The sequence below is a fragment of the Deltaproteobacteria bacterium genome, assembly GCA_016931625.1.
Lineage (GTDB): Bacteria > Myxococcota > XYA12-FULL-58-9 > XYA12-FULL-58-9 > JAFGEK01 > JAFGEK01.
The window spans coordinates 18313-40236 of record JAFGEK010000069.1 but is presented as its reverse complement, the minus strand read 5'-3'; the positions used below and the strand labels follow the sequence as shown (position 1 = coordinate 40236).

At 38.9% G+C, this 21924-nt stretch carries 20 protein-coding genes and 2 pseudogenes; 7 read left to right on the top strand and 15 right to left on the bottom strand.

The features are described 5' to 3' along the window. The first annotated feature begins 268 nt into the window (after window positions 1-268). The 5 genes from JW841_06095 to JW841_06075 all read left to right on the top strand — a co-directional run bounded on the left by JW841_06095 (window position 269) and on the right by JW841_06075 (window position 5854). Window positions 269-1666: a hypothetical protein gene (locus tag JW841_06095; protein MBN1960497.1), complete on the top strand. Its 1398-nt coding sequence runs from the start codon at window positions 269-271 to the stop codon at window positions 1664-1666. Then, window positions 1659-2072 (top strand): response regulator, encoded by a 414-nt coding sequence (locus JW841_06090; protein MBN1960496.1) that lies wholly within the window; start codon window positions 1659-1661, stop codon window positions 2070-2072. The genes JW841_06095 and JW841_06090 overlap by 8 nt, the downstream gene beginning before the upstream one ends. A gap of 61 nt (window positions 2073-2133) precedes the next feature. Beyond that, window positions 2134-3948 (top strand): EAL domain-containing protein, encoded by a 1815-nt coding sequence (locus JW841_06085; GenBank protein ID MBN1960495.1) that lies wholly within the window; start codon window positions 2134-2136, stop codon window positions 3946-3948. 68 nt (window positions 3949-4016) lie between these two features. Beyond that, window positions 4017-4877, top strand: coding sequence for a PhnD/SsuA/transferrin family substrate-binding protein (locus tag JW841_06080; GenBank protein ID MBN1960494.1), 861 nt, complete (start codon window positions 4017-4019; stop codon window positions 4875-4877). Between the two features lie 158 nt (window positions 4878-5035). Further along, window positions 5036-5854: a hypothetical protein gene (locus JW841_06075; GenBank protein ID MBN1960493.1), complete on the top strand. Its 819-nt coding sequence runs from the start codon at window positions 5036-5038 to the stop codon at window positions 5852-5854. 63 nt (window positions 5855-5917) lie between these two features. On the opposite strand, the gene JW841_06070 is transcribed toward JW841_06075, so the two are convergent. From JW841_06070 to JW841_06060, 3 genes and pseudogenes are all read right to left on the bottom strand, one after another. Next, the gene (locus JW841_06070) at window positions 5918-7081 is read right to left on the bottom strand and encodes an ATP-binding protein (GenBank protein ID MBN1960492.1); all 1164 of its coding nucleotides are present in this window, start codon (window positions 7079-7081) and stop codon (window positions 5918-5920) included. Between the two features lie 66 nt (window positions 7082-7147). Then, window positions 7148-7360: pseudogene (locus tag JW841_06065) on the bottom strand (PIN domain-containing protein). Between the two features lie 45 nt (window positions 7361-7405). Then, on the bottom strand, window positions 7406-8602 hold the full coding sequence (locus JW841_06060; GenBank protein ID MBN1960491.1) for a transposase: 1197 nt from the start codon (window positions 8600-8602) through the stop codon (window positions 7406-7408). Between the two features lie 22 nt (window positions 8603-8624). On the opposite strand from JW841_06060, the gene tnpA reads away from it, so the two are divergent. Next, window positions 8625-9026, top strand: a complete 402-nt coding sequence (gene tnpA / locus JW841_06055) for an IS200/IS605 family transposase (GenBank protein ID MBN1960490.1) — start codon at window positions 8625-8627, stop codon at window positions 9024-9026. Between the two features lie 47 nt (window positions 9027-9073). Here the strand turns inward: tnpA and JW841_06050 are convergent, their stop codons facing one another. Together JW841_06050 and JW841_06045 are read right to left on the bottom strand one after the other, a co-directional pair. Further along, window positions 9074-9289 carry a type II toxin-antitoxin system VapC family toxin gene (locus tag JW841_06050; protein ID MBN1960489.1) on the bottom strand — a complete coding sequence of 72 codons (216 nt, stop codon included), beginning with the start codon at window positions 9287-9289 and terminating at the stop codon, window positions 9074-9076. Window positions 9290-9337: 48 nt separating this feature from the next. Continuing rightward, a complete protein-coding gene (locus JW841_06045) occupies window positions 9338-9562 on the bottom strand; it encodes a hypothetical protein (protein ID MBN1960488.1) in 225 nt (74 codons plus the stop codon). A 363-nt stretch (window positions 9563-9925) separates the two neighbouring features. Here JW841_06045 and JW841_06040 point away from each other — a divergent pair, with 363 nt between their 5' ends. Continuing rightward, complete coding sequence (locus tag JW841_06040; protein MBN1960487.1) at window positions 9926-11008, top strand: ATP-binding protein; 1083 nt, start codon at window positions 9926-9928, stop codon at window positions 11006-11008. Window positions 11009-11091: 83 nt separating this feature from the next. Here JW841_06040 and JW841_06035 read toward each other — a convergent pair whose 3' ends face one another. The 10 genes and pseudogenes from JW841_06035 to JW841_05990 all read right to left on the bottom strand — a co-directional run bounded on the left by JW841_06035 (window position 11092) and on the right by JW841_05990 (window position 21776). Then, window positions 11092-13731, bottom strand: a complete 2640-nt coding sequence (locus tag JW841_06035; GenBank protein MBN1960486.1) for a hypothetical protein — start codon at window positions 13729-13731, stop codon at window positions 11092-11094. A gap of 302 nt (window positions 13732-14033) precedes the next feature. Beyond that, a complete protein-coding gene (locus tag JW841_06030) occupies window positions 14034-15323 on the bottom strand; it encodes a hypothetical protein (GenBank protein MBN1960485.1) in 1290 nt (429 codons plus the stop codon). 267 nt (window positions 15324-15590) lie between these two features. Further along, window positions 15591-15689: pseudogene (locus tag JW841_06025) on the bottom strand (hypothetical protein). 33 nt (window positions 15690-15722) lie between these two features. Then, window positions 15723-17225, bottom strand: coding sequence for a hypothetical protein (locus JW841_06020; protein MBN1960484.1), 1503 nt, complete (start codon window positions 17223-17225; stop codon window positions 15723-15725). A 267-nt stretch (window positions 17226-17492) separates the two neighbouring features. Beyond that, window positions 17493-17969: an RES family NAD+ phosphorylase gene (locus JW841_06015; GenBank protein MBN1960483.1), complete on the bottom strand. Its 477-nt coding sequence runs from the start codon at window positions 17967-17969 to the stop codon at window positions 17493-17495. Window positions 17970-17973: 4 nt separating this feature from the next. Beyond that, entirely contained in the window at window positions 17974-18444 is a 471-nt protein-coding gene (locus JW841_06010) for a DUF2384 domain-containing protein (protein MBN1960482.1), read from the bottom strand. Between the two features lie 60 nt (window positions 18445-18504). Then, on the bottom strand, window positions 18505-19977 hold the full coding sequence (locus JW841_06005; protein ID MBN1960481.1) for a hypothetical protein: 1473 nt from the start codon (window positions 19975-19977) through the stop codon (window positions 18505-18507). Between the two features lie 86 nt (window positions 19978-20063). Beyond that, window positions 20064-20465 (bottom strand): PIN domain-containing protein, encoded by a 402-nt coding sequence (locus JW841_06000; GenBank protein ID MBN1960480.1) that lies wholly within the window; start codon window positions 20463-20465, stop codon window positions 20064-20066. Window positions 20466-20482: 17 nt separating this feature from the next. Beyond that, window positions 20483-20809, bottom strand: coding sequence for a type II toxin-antitoxin system Phd/YefM family antitoxin (locus tag JW841_05995; GenBank protein ID MBN1960479.1), 327 nt, complete (start codon window positions 20807-20809; stop codon window positions 20483-20485). 46 nt (window positions 20810-20855) lie between these two features. Then, on the bottom strand, window positions 20856-21776 hold the full coding sequence (locus tag JW841_05990; protein ID MBN1960478.1) for a hypothetical protein: 921 nt from the start codon (window positions 21774-21776) through the stop codon (window positions 20856-20858). Between the last annotated feature and the right edge of the window lie 148 nt (window positions 21777-21924).

Below are 21924 nucleotides of genomic sequence, written 5' to 3'. Positions count from 1 at the left end.
TACACGACTATTGCTTATTTTTGTTGGTATTTTACTTTGCAGCCAAATTTTAACCACAAGCTTTTCGATATATCGTCAAATATCTGAATCAAATCAAACTCTACATACCCAAATAGAAATTATTATTAAAAGATTAAGACAAAAAGCTAGCGCTATTGCTCTTACTACTGCTTTAGCTTCGCAAAGAGCTATTGCTTTACATGATTATTTCTTTCTTATTGAAATTCTTAACACCACCGTAAAACACGATGATGAAATTTTATATGGTATGGTTTATGATCAAAGCGGCAAAATTCTTGTCGATACTCGTACTAATAATGATAACAATTTTATTAATACCTACACGCACTTACTTGATGATAACCATAAGCCGGCACAAACAATTAAAATCAATAATAATATTCATATTCACGAAGGATACCTTAACGGCTTATCTTTATTAGAAGTAGACGCTAAAATCATTACCGAAGATAAATTTTGGGGCACTATTCGCTATATTTTATCACGAAAAAATCTCGAAGTTCAGATCGAACAAAGTAAACAGTTATTAAGATCTCACCTGCTGCAAAATTTATTAGTTTCGGTTTCTTTTGTAATTTTACTTTTAACTATTACCATTATTATTGGCACTATAAGTCTACGCAATGTGGTATTAATACCTATTGCCAAATTGCTTAATTGTGTCCGATCAATAAGTAGTGGTGCTGCTAATATTTCAATTAAGTTAAAAAATAGTCCACCAGAATTAACCGAATTAAGTAATGCGATAATTTTAATGAACGACACTATTTCTGAACGCAATCGTTCATTACATGAACTTAACGCTCATCTTTCTCAAGCACATGATAAACTTGAACAAAGAGTCAAAGAACGTACCGCAGAGCTATTTCTCACTACCGAAAAACTTAAAAAAAGCAATCAGGAACTCGAACAATTCGCCTATATCGCCTCACACGATCTCCAAGAACCTTTACGTAAGATTCGTGCTTTTAGTGATCGCTTGCAATCACGTTGTGGAGCAGCATTAGATTCTGAGGGACTTGATTATATGCAGCGTATGATCAATGCCAGTACCCGAATGCAGACCTTAATAAATGAACTGCTGCATTATTCACGTCTCACCACTAAGGCTCGTCCATTTCAACCCGTTGCCTTGTCTTCATTGATTAAAGAAGTCCTTGAAGATTTAGAAGTGCGTATTGAAGAGAACCATGCTCATATTGAAGTTCACGACTTACCAACTATTATAGCCGATCCCTTACAAATACGGCAGCTCTTTCAAAATCTTATCAGTAACGCCCTAAAATTTCAAAGACCTCAAGTAGAACCATTAATAATCATTAAAAATATCCACAATGAAAATGATACTGATTTCTATAATATAGAAGTAAAAGATAACGGTATTGGCTTTGAGATGAAATATACTGAACGTATCTTTGGGCTATTTCAACGTTTACATGGTCGCTCTGCATATGAAGGAACGGGTATGGGGCTTGCCATTTGTCGTAAAATTGTTGAGCGGCACGAAGGCACCATTACAGCCACTAGCGAGCCTGGTTTTGGTACCACTTTTTTAATTCGTTTCCCCTCGCAACAATTTACAGCAATTGAAAATCAAGAACAAAAGGAAGTGCAAAATGGAGAGTATAATGATTCTAATGGCTGATGACGATGAAGAGGATCGCCTCTTAACTAAAGAAGCCTTTAAAGAAGCTCGTTTAAATAATGAATTGCGCTTTGTTGAAGACGGCCAAGAATTACTCGATTACCTTAATCACCATGGTAATTATAGTAACATTAACGCAAATCCGTTACCTGATTTGATTTTACTTGATCTAAACATGCCTCGCATGGACGGGCGTGAAGCACTTAAAGAAATTAAAGCTGATCCTGATCTCCGTCATATCCCAGTCGTTTTATTGACCACCTCAAAAGAAGAAGAAGATATCATACGTTCGTATAATGATGGAGGTAATTCATTTATTGTAAAGCCAGTTTCTTTTTCAGCACTAATTGAAGTTGTTATTGCCATTAATAAATATTGGTTTGAAATCGTTAAACTGCCTAGGTAATTATATGAAAGCTTGTATTTTAAATTTAGACAATTCAAAATTAAATGCATGAGGAATTTTTATGGATTACCAATTCATGCCAACTCAACCAAACTCTCCTTTACTTCCAAAGAATCTACATATTTTACTAGTTGAAGATGATGAAGATGATTATTTTCTCACCAAATCTATTTTAGATGAAATTAGCAACATATCCTTTACTATCGATTGGATACCTGATTTTAACCAAGCACATGAATCATTTCTTACAAATAAATATGACCTACTGATTTTTGATTATCGTCTTGGGGCAAATTCTGGTATCGAACTAATTAAATTGGCCAATCAAGCAAGTTTACGTACACCTATTATATTTCTTACTGGTCAGGGCAATCACGATGTCGATATTGAAGCTATGCAAGCTGGTGCCGCCGATTATTTAATTAAATCTGAGTTAACCGCCACTTCGCTTGAACGAACCATCCGCTATACCATTAGCCAAAAACAAGCCCAAGACCAAATTTTTTTTATGGCCTATTACGATGTATTAACCAAACTTCCAAACCGCCGTTTATTTAATGACCGTCTTGATCAAGCATTATTGCATGCTCAACGTTATCATCGCGTACTAGCAGTTTTATTTTTAGACCTCGATGATTTTAAAACCACCAATGATTCTTTAGGCCACTCAATGGGCGATGAGCTTTTATGTGCTGTTGCCAAGCGGCTTTTATCTTGTGTGCGTCAAAGTGATTCGGTTTCACGTCATTTCGACCCTCATGAATCAACTACTATGGGAAGACTTGGCGGTGATGAATTTTGCATACTTTTAGACGAGCTACGTGGAGTGGATGAAGCTATTACCGTTGCCGAACGCATCATCGCCATGCTCGAAAAACCACTTACCATTGGTGAACGTGAAATTATCACCACCGTTAGTGTTGGTATTGCAATATATCCAGATAGTGGCAATGATCGTGAAACCTTATTAAAAAATGCAGATGCTGCGATGTATGCAGCAAAAGTCAAAGGTAAAAATACATTCGCTGTATTTGAACAATCGATGACTAGCAATACCTTGTTGCGTTTAACCATTGACGTGGGTTTGCGCAAAGCTCTTGATCGTGATGAATTTCTCCTTCATTATCAACCTATTATTAACTTAAGCAATGGTGCTATTTATGGTTTTGAAGCTTTAGTGCGGTGGCAACATCCGCAACGTGGATTAATACCTCCTGGTTCTTTTATTCCTATTGCTGAAGAATCGGGTATGATTGTACCTATCGGTAATTGGGTTTTAGAACATGCCTGTAAAGATTTATTAGATTGGCATCACCGCGGCGCAACCTGGGCTAAAATGTTCATTAATATTTCGTATCGTCAATGCGTTCGCCGTCTTGACGATTTTGTTGCTAATATTTTAAAGCATTTTGATCTCGGTAGTGATTGCTTAACTTTAGAAATTACTGAAAGTTTAATGACCCGCCTTGATCCATCTCTGATCAATATTTTTCATAATATCCACAATTTAGGTGTTGCTCTAGCCATTGACGATTTTGGCAGCGGCTATTTTTCTTACCGTAGTTTATTAAAATTACCTTTAAGCATTATTAAAATCGATCGCTCATTAATTTGTGATATCGATACCAACCAGAATTTAACCGCTATTGTGCAAGCGGTGATTTTAATGGCTCATACTTTAAAATTCGCAGTTATTGGCGAAGGTGTTGAAACTATCGAGCAATTAAAAATTCTACAACAACTTAAATGTGATTATGCACAAGGTTTTCTTTTTGCTAAACCAGGCCCTAATGAACAAACTATAAAATTAATTGAACATGAAAATACTAAAAATGCGATTGGTCCTTTGATATTTAATCAAATTAAATGTGAGTAGTAAATATTAAGTATCTTTGCTATGTATGTTAAATATTACTTAGGTTTCAATATCACGAGGATTATACGTTGAAAAATTTATATCAAATAGCGTCAACCTATCCATCATTGATCAAACATTGTAATATTATTTTATGTTTTCTAATTATTAATTTACTACCCCTAAATGCTAACGCTAGACAAGATAACCTAGGTCAGATTTATTTTTTTGATCCAGATATTAATTATGTTGCTTTAATAAAAGCCACAGAATTATTGAATAAATACTTATCTCAAATAGATAACTCATTTAATTTCGTACCCCTACAAAATCAACATGATTTCGAAAAATTATTAAACCAAGACCGGCCAGGCTTTGTTATAATAAATTCTAAATTATTTTCTACTATAAATAATTTACACAAAATTACTCCGCTATTGGTACCTAGCGTTGACAATTCTGCCTTTTATAAAAAAGTTTTAGTAAAAAATACTAACAATATTCTGGAAAAATCTAGCAAATTAACCATCGCTGTATCAGGCATTCCCTCTAATATTAATAGCAACACTAAATATGTTTTTAATTTAATTGACACTAGCAATTTCAATATACAAAACACCATTATTTTACCGGTAAGCAAAGATATTGATGCCCTTTTAGCATTGTCATTTAATCAAGTTGATATTGCGTTAGTTACCAATCAAAGTTTCGAGGTATTATTAAAAATCAACCCCTCGGCCGTTAAACAGCTAACTGTTTTTGGGACCACCAAACCTATTCTTCGGTCACTGCTTTGTTCGGTAAATAACTACAATGATATAAAAATAGTAAATAAATTAACTGATGCCTTTTTAAATATGCAAAATAATGACCTCGGTAAGCAAATTTTGGCGCTTTTAGGATTTGATAATTTTATAAAATTCAACACCTCAATTAGGGAAGGCATGTAAAAATGCGGAATCTTATAAAATTATTTTTTTACCCTTGTTTGCTTTTACTGTTCAACATTAGTTGTGCTCATAGCATTAAACCTCTAAAGGTAAAATTAGCGACACAAGCCGGTAACCCAAAAATCGCAATTGTTCTCAATAAATCACATAGCTTTACTTTGTATGCTGCACAGCAATTCTCATCTCAAATCGATGCAACTATTGCTACTTATGCTATTTGTAACTCCACCAATGAAACAGCTTTGACAAAAGCAATTAACCAATACCAACCAGATTTAATTTTTACTATTGGCGTCGAACCCACGCTATGGGCAAAACAATACATTAACAATACTACGGTTTTATTTGCCATGGTGCTGGATTATAAATCTTATGATCTTGATAACTATCCTAATTTTATTGGTATTTCAGTAGAAACTCCGCCGCTAACCGAATTTATTAAATTTAAAATGATGTTACCATCTTTAGCTAAAGTGCTTACTTTTTATCAGCAAAACCATCCTAACTCTTCAATAATTGAAGCTAAAAAACAGGTTGAATCATTGGGTATCGAAATAATTCCGGTAGCTATTAGCAATCAAGATCAAATTAGTTTAACTATCGACAAGTATGCCCATGAAATACATGGTGTTTGGTTTGCCAATGATAAATTTATCATGAACACCGAAATGTTTTATTTTTTGCAGCGTTTAACTTTTAAATACAAGTTACCATTGTTTACTTCACTTTCAGACAAATTTGCCCGTGCCGGTGCCCTAATGTCAGTATCTATCGATTTACACCAAATTGGTAATCAAGCTGCGGCGCTTGCCCGAGTGATACTTGAATCTAATAAATCTTTAAAAGAAATCGGTATGCAACCACCTATTAGTACTAATTTGGTGGTTAATCAAGCAATCGCTAATAAATTAAATATAACTATCCCTAATGAAATAGTGCCTTTTATTAACGAAATTATTAACCCTCCAAATCATTAGTTAAGAAACAAACAAATATTCTCAAAACTAAAATACCCTGGTCATAATTAGGACACGCCCTATTTAATTAAAAATTTCATTAATTGATATCGCCCGAAAATTATCTATCAGCAGAACACCGACTGGCGTTCGGCAAATAATACCACCACCAATCACCTGCTCATCTGATAATATATTTTTAGTATATATTAAATTCGCTGCATCCCGATTATCCGGTAATTCAGTCCATTTGGCATCAAAAAGAGATAATTCACCTGCAGCTGAAATTACAAAATCAACTTCACGTACACGATCACGATAAAAAAATAAGCTATTTTTTCTACCTGCCATCTGCTCACGTTGCCTAAGTTGCGCAAACACAAAGGTTTCCCAAATCGCACCTATCGCTGGATAATTAATTAATTCTGTTTGATTACGAATATTGAGCAAACTACATAAAAGCCCACTATCAGCAAAATAAATCTTTGGGCTTTTAACCAAAGATTTACTTTTATTTGAAAACCACGGTTCAAGTAAGATCACTTGGCCTGAAGCCTCAAGCACTGAAAGCCATTGATTCGCGGTTGAAGGTGCAATACCGATATCACGTGCTAATTCAGCTTTATTAAGCAAATTACCAGAGCGCAATGCACATGCTCTTACAAAACGCTCGAAATCGCGCAAACTACCTACCATCGTAAGTGCCCGTACATCGCGTTCTAAATAGGTGGCTAGATATGAGTTATAAAAAGAAACTACGTCAATTTCTAAATTTGCATATAACTCTGGAAAACCACCACGCAATATTACGGTTAGCAAATCTAATTTAGGTAAGGTTGACTGTATTTCAGCCAATGAGAGCGTCTCAAGAGTTATTACGTCACATCTACCCGCCAAAGATTCAGATACTCCTTTCATCAAATTAAATTTCTGTGAACCGGTTAGCAAAATGCGACCATATTCGTTACGATTTTCATCAATTATAGATTTTAAATGACGAAAAATGTTGGGGGCGTATTGTACTTCATCAACAATCAACGGTAAGGGATGACGGTTAAAAAAATTTTGCGGCTCTTTTTCAGCAAGTTCAGCCTCAGTGGGTAAATCAAGTGAAACAAAATTATAATTGCCAAACAAACGACGCAAAGTTGATGTTTTACCGGTTTGACGTGCGCCTGTTAGTACTATTGCTGGTCGAGTTGCCACTGAATTCAATAACCGCGCTTCGATTATTCTCGGTATCCACATTGTTTAATTATACGATTAAATCGTATAATTTAACAATATCAGTGCGTATAATTTTATAAAATGTTCCTATAATATTTTGCCCTCAATCTCCCAATCATCAATTGGTAGTCCAATAACCCGTGAAAATTCTGAGGTATTATGTGTAACTAAAATAAGATTGTTTGCCTTGGCAGTCGCGGCAATCATCATATCGTTAGGGCCAATGAGTGTGCCGGTACGGGTGAGATCCGCACGAATTAGGCCATATTGCTCAGCGCACTTATCATCGAATGGTAGACTTTTGACATCCTCCTCGGCCTAAAGACCGAGGATTCCTAACAGCAATTAAGCTGCTAGGGGTTCCTGGGCCGACGCCCTTACAACAGGCGAAGTATCTCCACAGGCTAATAGGGCGTGCCCCGCCCTTAAAATATTTTTGGCAGCATTTAAATCAGCATTTGAACTATGGCCGCAGGCAACACAATTAAATACAGCTTGGCTTTTACGATTTTCTTTAGCCTTATGGCCACAAGAAGAGCAGCGCTGACTAGTATATGCTGGTGGTACTGCTAAGAGCTGACCACCACGCCATAGTTGTTTATACTCAAGCTGCCTTCGAAACTCATACCAACCTTGGTCTAATATACGCTTATTTAATCCAGCTTTAGCTTTTATATTACGACCTGGATTATCTTTAGTGCCTTTAGCCGATGCGCTCATATTTTTAATCTTAAGGTCCTCAACTACAATCATAGCGTGGTTTTTGCTGATATTAGTTGAAACCTTATGTAAAAAATCAACTCTGGCATCGGCAATACGAATATGAAGCTTGGATATTTTCTGCTTTTGTTTTTTCCAGTTACTTGAAAACTTTACTTTGCGTGCTAGCTGCCGCTGCAATTTAGCTAGCTTCTTCTCAAGCTTTTTAAAACTACTTAATGGCTCGATATATCTACCATCTGAAAGGGTAGCAAACCGTGCAACACCCATATCAATACCAATCATCGATTTTGCAGGATGTATTGGTTTTAACACCTCTTGCTCGGTTTGTATTGATACGTACCAGTTGCAGCATTTGCGAGAAACTGTGATATTTTTTGCAGTGCCCTCAATATCACGACTCTTAAACATTAAAACCCAACCTATCTTTGGCAGATAGACTCTATTGCCATTAATTTTAAAGCCTTGAGGCTGGCGAAAGCTGGCGTGTTGGCCTTTTTTCTTAAAGCGAGGAAACTGCTTTGGATTAGTTTTTTGAAATGCTTCTTTAAGAGCTTTAGCTAAATCTTTAAGCTTTTGCTGCAAAGGTTGTGAGTGAACATCATTAAGCCATGCTGTATCGGCTTGGCCTTTCCAGTTTTTAAGCTCGCCTGCAAGTTTGTTATAGTTAAGAGTATACTGTTTATTGTCGAGCCTTTCTTTTTGCAGAGCTAATGCTTTATTCCACACAAAACGCACGCAACCAGCAGTTTGCTGCAATTTGGCTTCTATGGTTTTATCTTTAATCTTTAGCCGATATTTAAAAACCTTGCGCACTAGCATAGATAGACAATACGTTTGGAATATGAGTGCGTCAAGCGATATACAGCACGGAAAACATTGCGTATTTAACTTAAAAGTACATTTAGTATTTGTGACAAAATATAGGCGAAGAATCCTTAACGAAAAAGTAATGCAATGTTGTGCAAGAGTATTTTCTGATGTTTGTGCTAATTATGAATGCACATTAAATGCGTGTAATGGTGAAGCAGACCATGTGCACTTAATTGTTTCTTATCCACCAAAAATATCGATTGCAAAATTAGTAAATAGCTTAAAAGGTGTTTCATCATATGTTTTAAGACGTGAGGTACCATCACTTGCTAAGAAGTATTTTAAAAAAGTGTTATGGTCACCAAGCTACTTCGCAGCTTCTTGTGGAGGCGCTCCCTTGGAAAAAATTAAACAATATGTTGAAAATCAGTAAATGAAAATTTAACATCCGCCTTATATCCTCGTCCTGAACGACGAGGTTTAACGGCGGGTTTTGATAAATGGTTTGAAAAACTTGGTTAATAAGGCCAAATTTTCACCAGGGCGATTGCTATAGCGTGCACCAAAAAGCAATTCCGCTTTAACTACAACAGATAGTCGCAATTCAGAAGGGTTATGCTCACGCATTCTTTCAAGCAGTGGTTCATTAGTTCCATTAAGAATATTGATACATACATTGGTGTCTAGCAAATACATTCTACCCCCACTGATTGCACTACACATCTCTGCGATTAGGCGATTGTATTAAAATAACTCTCGTTCTTCAAAATTGCCTTGTGGCATCCGTTCAAGCGGCCTACCTGACCAACGACCAACTACTTGTTCAAAATATCCGACTGGCCAATTATTGCTAATTTGCGTTTGCACTAAATTTGCCAAATAACTCGAAAGACTAACACCTGCAGTCCTGGCTTTTTCTTCAAGGATTTGCGCCAGTTGCGAAGATATTGAAAAATGTAATTGCGGCATATAAATATTATATTTACATGTAATATTTAAAACAAGAATAAAACAGCATATTTGAGCCACTTGCAAAAGTCGAGGCATTTAACAAATATAATAAAAATACCGTCATTCCCACGAAAGTGGGAATCCATAATGTTCTGCAATATCAATTAGTTATAGACTCCTGCTTTCGCAGGAGTGACGAGAATTTGCTTTGTAGTGACTTTTGCAAGTGGCTCATTTGTAAACAATACCGCATATCACTAAAAAATGACCAAAATGGACAACAGTCCATTTTACTCATTACTAAAATAGACTATAGTCCATTTTATGCACGTTACTCGTTACCTTCTTCCAGGCATTAATAAAGCCTTATCTTTAAATAAGATGATTTTTATTGGTGGACCACGCCAAGTCGGAAAAACCACATTAGCGCTTGGTTTACTTGGCCCTACTGCAAACGAACGCCATCCCGCTTATTTAAATTGGGATGATCCCCGCGTAGCTCCAAGCTTACGCAAAGGTGAATTGCCCGCTAACGAATCGCTATTAATCTTTGATGAGATCCACAAATATGCCCATTGGCGTAACCTGCTTAAGGGTTTGTATGACACCGAAAAATCTTTTCGTCGCTTTATAGTTACTGGTTCAGCAAGATTAGATTATTACCGCAAAGGTGGCGATTCATTGGCTAATCGTTATCGCTATTTTCGCTTGCACCCACTATCTTTAAGAGAAATACATAATAATCCAGGCGCAAAAGAACTTGATTTATTAAGTCGTTTTAGCGGCTTTCCTGAGCCTTTTTTATTGCAAGATGAAACTGAACATCGTATTTGGCAACGTGACCGCTTATCACGAGTTATTCGCCAAGATTTGCGTGATTTAGAACGAGTACGAGAAACTAGTCTTATTGAACATCTTGTTGATCTCTTACCAGAAAAAGTTGGCTCACCTTTATCGGTTGCCAATTTAAAACAAGATTTAGAAGTTGACCATAAAACGGTTGAGCGCTGGCTGCAAATTTTAGAAAATATGTATATCTGTTTTAGAATTGCTCCCTATGGCGTACCGCGTATTCGCGCGGTAAAAAAAGAAAAAAAACTATATTTATGGGATTGGTCAGCTATTAAAGACCCCGCGGCAAGATTTGAAAATCTTGTTGCAAGTCAACTCTTAAAATATTGTCATTATACTGAGGACACCGAAGGTTATAAAATGGAATTGCGTTTTTTGCGCGATACTAATAAACGTGAAATTGATTTTGTTGTTTTACGTGATAGCCAAGTTGAATTTGCGGTTGAGTGTAAAACCGGTGAGCGCCCTATTAGTCAAGCTACCCATTACTTTAGCGAACGCCTTAATATACCGCGTATATTTCAAGTACATAGCGGTGAAAAATATTTTTCTAAAGGCAAAGTAACCGTGCTGCCGTTTTGGCGTTTTTGCGTGGATATGAAGATGCCATAAAATAAAAAAACCCACCAGTAACTTAAAAACTGCTTAAACTACTGGTGGGGTTATATGTATTAATAACTAACTAGCAAACCAAATTAATTGCTAATTTCTACACGACCATCTTTAGTAATGATGCCATCGGCACCAGTGCCTTCACCGGTAGCAATCATAGTACCACGAGCAGTACTAAAGCCTGATAGTGAAAGTATCTCAATATTAGCGCCATCACCGCCATCGTTACCGCCGGCAGCATTAAGATCTGCATTGCTATCTAAAGACATACCAACCAAGAGAATCTTGGCTGCATCACCACCATTAGCGCCTTCACCACCTGAAGTAACGATGTCAACTCTGTTATATACCAGGCCATCATCTGAACCTATTGAAACCGGAGCGCCATTACCGGCAATACCATCAGTAGAACCACCACCCATTGCGGTAAACGTAACATTCGCATCATTGTTTACCCCAGCACGCCCATAAATACCGATAGAACCTGCGTCACCACCACGAGCTTGACAACTTATACCTGTACCACCAACACAACTACCACCGGTAGTGGTAATAGAACCATAGTTTTTAGCGACTTCATATTCTGTATCGCTAGTATTAACAAAGTAAGAATTCTGTTGCGTTGTTAATGAAACTTTACCACCAAGACCAACATCTAGATCTGTATCAGTAAGACTGGTTGCTGGTGTTACACTACCACCACGAGTGTCAATATTGGCATAGTTAATAACAGCACCACCAGGGGTTTTAACGTTGCTGTTGGCAAGCGTACCATAAGTAGTACTAATATTTACTGCTGCGCCATTGCCATAATCGGTTAACGTATCACTGTTATCACCTTCGGCCATTTTGCCATTGCCACCCTTGGCAACAAGCGAAGTATAGCCATAAAGCACTATCTCTTGCCCATTTGGTAATAAGCCCGGATCTAAACTAACAGTAACCTTTTTACCATCACCACCGATAGAACCACTGCCACCACTGGTATCAATTGCACCAGAGATGGTAATGCTACCTGAAGGTATTAAAATATTCGCCGTGGATATAGGTGAATTGTGATTAGTTACGACAATAAAGTCTACCGTGCCACCATTGCCGCCATTGCGTAAATCAGCTGCAGTTATGGTACTGCCACCGGTAGTTGCTATTGTTCCTGTGCTTGTAAGAGAACCATTGGCCGCAGCAAAAAGAACATTGCCACCATTACCTGCATCGCAACGAGTTTGTAGTACACCTGCGCCTGATTGAACGCTACATCCACTTGATACTTGGCCACCTTTGGCACTAATAGCGCCAGTGTTTAATAATGTACCAACATAATCTTGCGATGCTATTGTGTAATCGCCGCCAGCTAACAATTTAACTGCGCCAGCGTCACCACCTGCTTGTAAACCATTTTCTAAACTACTAGGAGAAGGACCACCATCAGTTGTAATAGCGCCAGAATTATAGCAATGATATGCTGCAGCGAGGGTAACATCACCACCTGTACCACCTGAAGCTGCGTTAATACTATTTGTTATGGGGTTACTACCAATAGAGGTAATTGCTCCAGCATTATAAATAGAGCCATTGGTAGCCGTTATAGTTAAATTGCCACCTTTAGCATCGGTAGAGCTGCTATTGGCTGGATCGTCTGCTGAAAGCACAATGCTACCTGAATTATAAAATGAATATGCTGTATTAATATTAATATTACCACCAGCCTCAGCAACACTGCCTTGGAGTAAACCTGATGAATCTATTGATGAGGTATTAGTACCATAATAATCTTGACAATTAAGTGTAAAGTTATTGCCAGTACTTGTAATTCTTCCTGCATTAACACAGCTACCAAGAATATTATATGTTATATTTGCCATTTTTACACGACAATTAGCTTTTATATAAATTGCCTGAGCAGCAGCTGATGGCCAATCTACGCCATTAACATTATCGCACTGTGCGCATGCCCAAGCGCCTGTACTGGTTTGCCATGCAACAACACTGCCAGTAATCGATACACCTGTATTACTATTATCAGTGTCTACAACACAATTAGTAGCAGCCTCATTATCATCTTTCTCAAAAACTGTTGGTAATTTACCAAAACTAAAATCAGATTTACTTGGTACAGCAACAGTTGGCGCGGTTGGAATAGTATTTTTAAATACCTTTACATGGCCGCCATTGCTGCCAGTAACCATTTTGATATCAACACCACCAGCATTACCGCCATAACCTGCATATTCAACAGGGTTAACACCATCATCATATGTTGCTGTGCCCTGGCCTTCACCACCATTTGTAGTTATCGCTGCAGTACCATCTGCGGTGCTTGGTGGATCTAATGAGCCAACTTTCTCGCTCGAAGATAAATTACATACATAAGTTGGGTCGCCAACTATTTCACCGGTTTGTAATATACTATCACTAGCAACACCACCTTCACCAGCGCCGTTGTCAATACCTGATACAATCATCACACCACCGGCTTCGCAGTTAGCATCACCGGTAGCTAAAACTGTTCGTTCAATAAGTGACGAATAGCCCATGGTACCATCATCGCCGACAGTACCGTTTGCACCATTACAGATGATGGTGGTTTTGCCGCCAGAATCAATCTGAACGCCGCCATAGGGGCAGTTTTCGCTGTTTTCAGGAAGATCAGTCGTCTTAATACTCGATGAACTTCCGCATGCTGCCAGCAATGAAATTACTGATAGAGAAAGAATTTTCCTCACGGTTTATCTCCTACTTTTGCTCAAAGCAAAGAATTTATATCTTTGCACACTACAACGAAAGTCAGTTTTCGACAACCTGCACTAATTAATCCTTAAATATTTTGGCGATCTTTTAATTATTTCAATAAGTTACCACAATATCTTTAGAATTTTTAGCACACCAATGCCTCGACCTTAGCCTATGTGACGTAACAACAACAAAAATTATTTAATCATAATGTGAAAAATGCGCAAATTATTACTACGGCGCGGTAACTAACTGCGGCTCAGTAAACCAGACGGTATTAAGTTGATAAACTTGATTATGGGATCACAATCGAAACCGGCGATTCAAGCCAGGCTTTACCATTAGCTAATTGGCCAACATAATTATTACCCCAACACCAAAGTGAGTGGTCTTGTTTAATCGCACATGGGCCACCTTCAGTTGATAAAGAAAGCCAATCGGCATCACTGCCAAATTGACTAATTTTATCAAAATGATTTTCACCCCAATTAATTGTCCACATTGTGTTGTCAGTTTTTAACATATATCCAGATGTGCTTTTTAATATAATGTCTTGCCAATTATTATCGGTACCAACCATAGTTGGCTTATTAATAAATATATCTTTATAGCTATTATAACCCCAACACCACAAAGTAGCATCATTTTTAATACCACAAAATATTTCATCCCCAACAGCAATTGACAGCCAAGTTAAATTTGAATCTACAAATTTTGGTGCTTTGATAGCTACATTTTCATAATCGTTATAATTAGGATTAAAACCATTACCCCAACAATACAATGCATCGCTTGAATTTATTGCGCAACTACTTTGAACAAACGACAAACCAATATCGACTGATTTCCAGGTGCCATTAACAAATTTTGGCGCTTTTTGTGTGTTTAAATCATTACCGCCAATACCTAATTGACCAGAGAGGTTATCACCCCAACACCATAATTTACCACCATTTCGCAATCCACAAGCATTAGTATAAGATATTTTTATAAACTGCCAATCGTTAGCTGTACCTACTCGTTGTGGTGATTTAAAATACTCAATATCGCTGCCTAAACCAAGACGACCATAATAGCTATTATCATCCCAACACCACAACTCACCACTGTTTTTAATACCACATGTCGCATCATAAAAAACTGATACTGATTGCCAGTTATTATCACTACCGATTTTTGTTGGCACTTGTTTATAGGTTGCATAATCAAATTCACCCCAGCTATTTTTACCCCAACACCATAATTCACCACCATTTTTAATACCGCAAACAGAAGAACCATCGGCTGCCACCTGCTGCCAGTCTTTAGCTGTACCAATTTGCACAGGAGAATTCGCTGAGTAAATTAGGCCATCACCTTTAATATAAGGTTTTCCCCAGCACCAAAGCATACCATCTTTTTTAAGAGCACAAGCAGACTGATTACCGATTGAAACCATTTGCCAATCTGCATCACTACCAACTTGTTTTGGTCTGTTTGTATTAATATTGTCACCAACACCTAACTGACCTAATAAATTATTGCCCCAACACCAAAGAGTACTATTATTACTAATAGCACAGGTTTGACGAAAACCAACAAACACTGATTGCCAATTTATATTTCGCTCTACTTGTACTGCAAATGTCTCGACTTCTTTTGTTCCGGCACCTAATTGACCATAATCATTTGCTCCCCAACACCATAATTCATTATTATTGTTTATGGCACAGGCGTGCTGATTAAATGAAGAAACCGATCGCCAATTATTTTTATTGCTTATTTTGGTTGGAACTTTATATGTAGTTGCGTACCAGCCCTGTGGGTATATATCCCATTCATTGCCCCAATACCAAAGCTCATTAGTATCAGTTATTGCACAGGTAAAATCTTTACCAATGGCAACAGCATGCCACCTATTATCGCTAATTATGCGAGTTGGTTTATTCGTATATCTTATTGTTTCATCGATACCAAGTTGATAGCTAGAATTATCACCCCAGCATCATAGTTCAGCATTATTTTTCAACCCACATGTATGAGAACTGCTAGCAACTACTGATTGCCAATTATTATCAGAGCCCACTTGCTTTGGGGTATTTACATCTGTATTATTTTCATTATCTAATCCTAAATTTTCGCCATATTTACCCCAGCACCATAAAGTATGATCTTTTTTTATTCCACAAGAATAATAGAAACCGGTAGTAATGAATTGCCAATACTCATTACCTATGCGAACAGGAATTATTTTATTTTCAAAAGTACCATCACCTAATTGACCATTATAGTTATTGCCCCAACACCACAATTCACCTGCTTTAGTAATTGCACAGGTGTGTAAATTACCCGAGGACACCATTGCCAAAGATGAATGAGTCACTTTCACTGGTATACTTTCAACCTGGCCAATTAGATGAACGCTCGCGCTAATTTTAACCCCATCTTCTTGGGTGTCGTATGCTATATCGTTAAAAGTGGCGATACCGTTAACTGCATCTACTGTTTGATTACCAATTAATTTGCCACTACCGCTAGTTACACTTAAAGCAACCGTGGCATTAGCTCCACTAACTATATTATTATGGGTGTCTAACACCGCCACCGAAAACGGCGCCCAAGGGGCTGAGCGAAACTGTTCGGCCTCAGGTTGGGTGACAAAAGCTAACTTGTTGCAAATGGCGGCGTCGAATACATTCTGACAACCAACATCTTTAATACAACTATCTGTAGTACACGCATCGTTGTCATCACACTTTTGCAAACTTTGTTCGCTGCCATCGCCACAATAATTTGCGCCGCCTGAACAAGATCCATTGCAATGCGGAGAAAGTGACCACTCATCACTATTAGCAATACCATCATCACATTTTTCAAGGCCGTTAATATCTTTATCGCCGCAATATGGGGCAAAGCCGCTGCAATCTTTTTTGCAGTGTTTGGTTAAGGTCCAATTATCACCATTACCAGGACCGTCGTCGCAGACTTCGGGGCCGTTGATTTCATGATCACCGCAAAACGGCGCTATTTTGCACTCTTTTGTGCAGCCGTCATATTCTTTGCCGTTGGCCACACCGTCATCACATTCTTCATCAGCTTTTATATTGATAATACCATCATTACAAACCGAAGTGGTGCACGCAATCGTGCAGGTAGCACTGCCCTCGGGGCCATCATCGCAAGTTTCAAGGCCGGTTTTATAACCATCACCACACACTTGGCACGACCCATCAGCGGCGACTTTGCCTTGGGCCTCGCATAAGGCGATGCGAATACACATATTGTCACTATAATTGCATACATAGCCCTCAGAACTGCAGCGCCGATATTGATCACAGGTAAAACCATCATCATCAGCCGCCGCCGTGTTGTTATCATTAATGCAGCTGGTGGTTAAAATTATAGTTAGTATTAATAAAAATATTCGCGATATCATTTGTTTAATGCAGAGGGTAAGATCCCTCACTGCGTTCGGGATGACATTGAAAACGTGACGTTTGGTGTTCATTTTTAAAACCTCTCTTAGCAGTATCTGCGCATAAGCTGCTTAAAACTGCCCTTGCCTTAATTAGGCGCTAGCCCAACACTTAGATGGTTTGTCTGTGCAAACTTCGTGCTAATCTGGGCCGCCCCCTAATGTGTCAAAATATATACGCTTTTATTTTTGAGTTGACGAGTAGAAAAGAGCGATGTCGCAAAATGACACACTAACAATGTCGCATTTTGCGACACTGTTAAAAAATGATCTCGCCGTTAGCTATATAGGTCATATTGGCTAGAAATTAAGGCGTGGATCATATTGATAACGACGAATTTTGCTCGCGGTTATTTTGCTGCAGTCAGGATGTGCAGGATTTAAAAGAACATTTAACTCCTCGGGCACTATTACCGAGGGGACTTGTAATACCGCACTTGCCATGCTTGCGATCCATTGCTGGCCAACATCTATACTAATCTTGCCCTCTGGCACAGCGTCCCAGCCGATCTCAAGATCTTTGGCATTAATGATCTGCCTGCACTTATAAACCTCAGCAGGAATATCAATACGCACAAGATAGCGGTTAAGCGGCAAACTAAAAGAATTGATATGAACTAAAGTTTCTAAACAGGCTAAGGCGATACTTGATGATGCATAAAGCATCGCTGTGCCTTTTCTATTCCAACGACCGCCGGTACACTTTGCTCCTTCGCCAGTCATGTTATCTGCAGTATAATCCGGTGTATCAATCCCAATGCGCCAGGCATAAAGCATTTTTTTATGCATAAGCTCCGCTTTGAATACGCGCCAGCAAATTCGCCACCAACTCTTGGCCCTCGATGGTATCCATATAATCAGAAGGTCGCTTGCCCCCTAAGGCGGATAAAGGCTCATTGATCCAGTTAGCTACCCATTTTGCCGCATTAAAACCCTTTGACTCACCAGACTGATTAACCATGGTCTGCACTTGGCCAATAAGTTTTATAATGCCAAAAATACGCTCGCCTTGCTCAATTGAAAGTTGCTCGTTTTTATGCACTTTGCGATTCATGGTCGCAATAGGTAACCCTAAGATTTTATAAAAATGTTGTTTAGGCATACCTAAACTATCAATTACATACAACATAAGTTGAGCATCTACCCCTTGTTTGATTCTACGAATACGTTCAACCGGGCTGGCTTGATAAAGTTTAAGTGGATTGATTAATTTTAAAAATTTATCTTGCGCTTGATATATTGTAGATTTCATTTTATCTATGATAGCTCAAATGAACATTTTATTCAAATCAAATGAGCATAGGGCTTGTTTTTAAAAATCTAACCAAAACATAATACCGGCAGTGCCCATACCAGCAGCGCCAATCCCATAAAAAATTAATGCCATCTCAGTTTTTGAATCGGCGTTTCTATTAAAGGTGTTGTGCTCTGCTTGAGAAATACCTTTGGTAGCGGCCTTATCGCGCGCGTCGATTGCTTGTTTATGATGATATGCACCCACCCCTAATGCAATAGCCCCAGCAATACCTGCCATTAATTGCCATTTATGCCGAGACAGAAAGCTTGGCGGTGGGGCCGCATTATTTTGTGGTACTGCCGCTGCATCAGGGTTAGTCGCTAATTTTGCTGGTTCAACAAAATTTTGATTGCCAAATAACTCACCACCAAAAGCTGAAACCGGGATCCAACGTGGCGGCGCTTGTGCTGAGACTAATAAAGCTTGCAAAACACTGTTCGGCCCATAACCAATGCCTACTAATTCGCTAACCCCAAGACGAATCCGTAAGCGCACCAATAAATCTTGGCATTCATTACCTGCACAACGTACCAGCACTGGTTTGTTCAGCACTAAGCGCTGATCGAGCCTATGATCAAAATTAATTTCGACTTCCTTCACCGCCGCGCTAGCTTGAGTATCTTGGTCAGATTTGGCCCTTAATACTACAGCCTGCGGTAGCGTTAACGTGCCATCACTAGCCATAAGCCATAAACGATAATCGCCTGCTGGTAAGGTAATAATTTTTTGCTGATTGATTGCCCCTAAATTGTTGCCATCCGCCCATAATTGCCCCACCACATCGCTACGCACCAATATTTTAAATTGATTTTCATGTTTTACCGCTGCCAGCGCTTTATCAAATAACTTTCGCAATGGTGGTGAAAAAAGCATCGGGTCAATACGAACCGAACTAAAATGACGCATCGCTTGACGGGCCCATTTTGCCGCTTCTTCATTATTGCCTTGGGCATAGCTACCGCTAGCGCGACCCAATAACGCCTCGCCTGCAATTTGCACCATGCGCACGCTCGGTTGCGGTTCACGATTGAAAATGTTGATTATCTTTCGCCGTAACTCCGCGGCTTTTTGATCTTGAAAATGCCCTTCGGCCTCATAGGCGCTTTGCAACATTATTGCCAGCGCTTCTTCACTATAACGACAATAGCAGTTGCTGCTATCGCTAAGTTTGCTATCACAAAGCGGCGTTGCTACTGCCGCATTAGCGCTTGCAGCGTCTGTGCCACAATTAGCCGGTACCATACGTACTTTTTGCGATACGGCATCAGCATCAAGTACATAGGTTCCACGCTCACGAGCAAGCTCAAAAAGACGGGCAACTTCTGCCCGCACATCAGGGCCGTCTAAAGCGACAATGGCTAATGAATTTGCCAATGAATTTGCCGATGAATTTGCCAATGAACTTGGCAGCCTCTCGGGCTTTGATGGCGCATTGGTATTTGCGGCTAATAACAAATGCACTACTATTGCGGCGCTATATAAAAGCATGATCTCCCCTCAATAATATTAATGACAATTCTTTAACAAGTGTTTTGTTTTGTAGCAATTTTTATAAATAAAAGCGAGGGGAAACGTTATAAAACAACAGCAAGCCCCAAAGAATTGGCGAGATCGGCTACGCGATTATCAAAAGTCGCAATTTGCATATTTTGACCGGTCAAATCACGAATCAGCATAGCAGATGCAACATGAATAGCATCAAGAGCGCGACAACGAGCAAATTTTGACTCTTCATTGATTCGATCAGCTAATATTGGCAAACCATCAAATAATGAAATCGCCGTAAGATCTTTCTGCAAACGTTTCATAGCGGCTGTTAATAAATTTTTATCTTTGGCCGAACGATTTAATACCCGTCTTAATACTATCGACACTTCAATAGAAAGCAACCAAGATGACACTTTAGCTTGATGCTGGGTAATAATCTCTAAAGCTTTAGCTGCTCGCACTTGGCTTAAGTAAATCTCTAACAGCACGCTCGATTCAATATAAATCAAAAGTCGTCATCCTCGAAATCAATTACTTGTGCTCTAATAGCTGCTAATTCTTTTTTAATATCGACAGAGTACGATGGTTTAGGTAATGGCGGTTCATACAAACTTGCCATTTCTGCATTAGCTAGCCTCAATAATCCCTGAGCTTGCAAACGCTCAAGCGCCGCATTGGTATTCTCATACGGCATACCAAGATAACTTGGCGGTGGTGAAAGTTGGGCGACAACACGCTCGTGATCAGTAATCAATACAGACTCGCCATTGCGTACAAGTCGCAGAAATTCACTTAGACGATTTTTTACTTCTCGGATCCCAGCAGCACGCATAATTAAAATGTAGCCACTAAAGCTACATTTGTCAACTTGGGAGTCGTTATAGTCCCAACGCCTTTTTTATATGCTTACCAATCAACGGCCACACTGAAGCTTCGTCATCAAGTTGCTCATGAACACGAACAAGCGACCATTGCTCACCATGCATTGCTTTTGCCCCAACAGCTAGCTCGCATAACGGTGCAAATGATTCAAGTTCAAGAAAATCACCAACAGTATACACTTCACTATTAACGCCATTATCAGGATAGCTAGCGCCATGAACAAATTCAAACGTTTTAATAAACAATACCCCTTGATTTAAATACGCGAGCCAGCCTTGAGGTAAAGTAACACCAAACTTGAAACGCTTATCTCCCGCATTGGGATTTTGACGTACTAAAGTATAATCAGCCCCCCAAGTTACCCGGGCGTCATTCATATCCGTATATGGCCATAAAGCCATGGTGCGATTAGGTAAATAGCCTTCGTCATCGCCCTGACGATATTGTGGTACTATTGCTACCCCGCCAGGGTAAAGCATGGTTAACGCCCATGGGCTTATAGTAATTGGTTGCGAACCCTTGTTGGTAATACAATGAATTAAAGAAAAAATATGATTAACGCTATCCAGTGTAATTTGAATAGACTTTTCAATACCCGTGCTACTCTCGATAACCTGCCGCAATAAAACGCCATTAATTAATTCTTCACAATGTACCAACTGATTATCGGGATTATAGGTCAGCGCTTTACTCTCAGGAGCGCACCATAAACGATGCCCACCATAATAACGAAACTTGTTGCCTCCAGTTCGGCCTTTATCAGTTACCCGTTCAAAAAATAAATTAGTGCCACCGACCAAGCCACAACGGATAATACGCGGACCGATATCAGTAACTGCAATAATTTCGACCTCACCATCACTAACCCGATAACAATTTGGCCAACCACCATAAGCAAGATGTTGTACTGAAACCATTTAATACAATCCCTTACTACAAAATTGATAAAGCGCCAGTACCATCATTCACAGCAGCCGCCAGCAACTCTCACGCAAAAGCTGGTGATGTTATTGGTAAAGAAGCTTGCTGCTGCCTACGTGCGCTAATAAATAAAGTCAAGGCTTT